Annotated in this window: 3 protein-coding genes and 1 pseudogene; 3 read left to right on the forward strand and 1 reads right to left on the reverse strand. The window is 72.9% G+C overall.

The genetic code is table 11. The features are described 5' to 3' along the window. The 3 genes and pseudogenes from AC2W7G_RS14465 to AC2W7G_RS14475 all read left to right on the forward strand — a co-directional run. The coding region (locus AC2W7G_RS14465; RefSeq protein WP_485869055.1) for a hypothetical protein at positions 1–196 on the forward strand (196 nt) is incomplete at its 5' end. An 81-nt stretch (positions 197–277) separates the two neighbouring features. Beyond that, positions 278–502, forward strand: a pseudogene (locus tag AC2W7G_RS14470) (glucose-6-phosphate dehydrogenase); the annotation flags it as partial. Between the two features lie 119 nt (positions 503–621). Further along, entirely contained in the window at positions 622–1,641 is a 1,020-nt protein-coding gene (locus tag AC2W7G_RS14475) for a glucose-6-phosphate dehydrogenase (protein WP_485869056.1), read from the forward strand. 7 nt (positions 1,642–1,648) lie between these two features. On the opposite strand, the gene AC2W7G_RS14480 is transcribed toward AC2W7G_RS14475, so the two are convergent. Then, positions 1,649–2,158 (reverse strand): GNAT family N-acetyltransferase (locus AC2W7G_RS14480; protein WP_485869057.1); only part of this gene is annotated, 510 nt, incomplete at its 5' end.

A 2,158-nucleotide genomic window follows, 5' to 3' on the forward strand; every position in this document is an offset into this window, starting at 1 on the left:
GGACGCGTCCGGCCTACGAGCGCCCCGCTGGGGCGCCGCGGTGCTGACCGCCGACCTGGTCGCCGCGTACCTCGGGACGGCCGACGACCGCTGGCTGCACCACGACCGCGGCGTCGACCGCCCGGGTGATGTCCGCGGTCGTCGCGGGCAGCACGCGGCCGCGTGCGTAGGGGCGCCCGGACCGTCGCGGACCTAGCCTGGCCTGGTGAACGAGCCGCACCTCATCGTCCTGTTCGGCGCCACCGGCGACCTGGCCCGGCGCAAGCTGCTGCCCGGCATGCTGCACCTCGTCCGCTCCGGGCTGGTCGGGGACGTGCGCATCATCGGCGCGTCGCTGGACGAGCTGGACGACGAGGGCTTCCGCGACCTGGCCCAGAAGGCCTGCCGCGAGCACAGCAGCCGCGACGTCACCGACGAGTCGTGGGCCGACTTCGTCCGCCGGCTGCGCTACGTCAACACCGCCCACGGGCCCGAGCGCCTGGCCGAGGTCGCCGCCGAGCTCGAGGCCGAGCTGGGCGAGGCGCCGCGCCGGCTGCACTACCTCAGCGTGCCGCCGAAGGCGCGCTGGACGTCGTCGGGACGCTCGACGCGGCCGGCCTGGTCGAGCGCTCGCGCATCATCATGGAGAAGCCGTTCGGCACCGACCTGGCCAGCGCCCGCCGGCTCAACGCCCAGCTGCACGAGGTCTTCGCCGAGGAGCAGATCTTCCGCATCGACCACTTCCTGGGCAAGGAGGCGGCGCTCAACATCCTCGCCTTCCGGTTCGCCAACGGACTGTTCGAGCCGATCTGGAACCGCAACTTCATCGAGCACGTGCAGATCGACGTCCCCGAGACGCTCGGCCTGGAGGGGCGCTCGGGGTTCTACGAGGGTACCGGCGCGTTCCGCGACATGGTGGTGACGCACCTGTTCCAGATCCTGGCGTTCATGGCCATGGAGCCGCCGACGGCGCTGGACTCCGAGGCGATCAGCGAGGAGAAGAACAAGGTCTTCCGCTCGATGCTGCCGCTGCGTCCGGACCAGGTCGTGCGCGGCCAGTACCAGGGCTACCGCGACGAGCCCGGCGTCGACCCCGACTCCGACACCGAGACGTTCGTGGCGCTCAAGGCCGAGATCGACAACTGGCGCTGGGCCGGCGTCCCGTTCTACCTGCGCACCGGCAAGAAGCTGGCCGAGGGCGCCCGGATCATCTCCATCGCCTTCCGCGAGCCGCCCAAGTCGATGTTCCCGGCCGGCTCCGGCGTCGGGCTGCAGGGCCCGGACCACCTGACGTTCGACCTGGCCGACGCCTCCCGGTTGTCGCTGTCGTTCTACGGCAAGCGCCCCGGTCCCGGCATGAAGCTGGACAAGCTCTCGATGCAGTTCGCCATCCAGGAGACGGACCGGGCCGGCGAGGTGCTCGAGGCGTACGAGCGGCTCATCCACGACGCGATGCGCGGCGAGCGCACGCTGTTCACCACCGCCGAGGGCATCGAGCGGCTGTGGGAGGTCTCGCAGCCGCTGCTGGACGACATGCCCCCCGTGCGGCCCTACCGCGGCGGCTCCTGGGGGCCGAACTCCATCCACCAGCTCATCGCCCCGCGCGCCTGGCGGCTGCCGTTCGAGCGCACCTGGCGCGCGCCGGACGACCACGCGTCCTGACCGGCGCTCAGCGGCGCAGGTCGATCGTCTCGAGCGGGCCGGCGCCGAGGTCGTCCGTGCCGCGTCCGGTCTCGACGAAGCCGCGCGAGCGGTAGAACGCCAGGCCGCGGGTGTTGCGGGCGTAGACGCTGACCCGCAGCGACGGACGTCCGCCCTGCGCGACGTCGAGCAGCCGGGTGCCCAGCCCGTGCCCGTGCCACGCCGGGTCGACGTAGAGCAGGCGGACGTGGTCGTCGTGGGCGCCGACGAACGCCACGAGCCCGCCCTCGTCCTCGACCGCCCAGACGTCCATGGACGGAAGCAGGCCGTCGCGCACGTGCGGACGCATCGCGGCGACGTCGTCGTCGGTGAGGAACGTGTGCGTCGTCGTCACGGCGCGCTGCCAGACGTCGGTGAGCGCGTCGAAGTCCGCCTCGCCGGCGCGGCGCACGGCGGTCACCGGGCCCACTCCCGCTCGACCAGGCGCAGCGCCTCCTCGCGCGAGAGCCCCCCGGCGGCGCTGGCCGGCCGCGTACGC

It is taken from the genome of Aeromicrobium sp. PFPM2_SD2 (assembly GCF_057364525.1).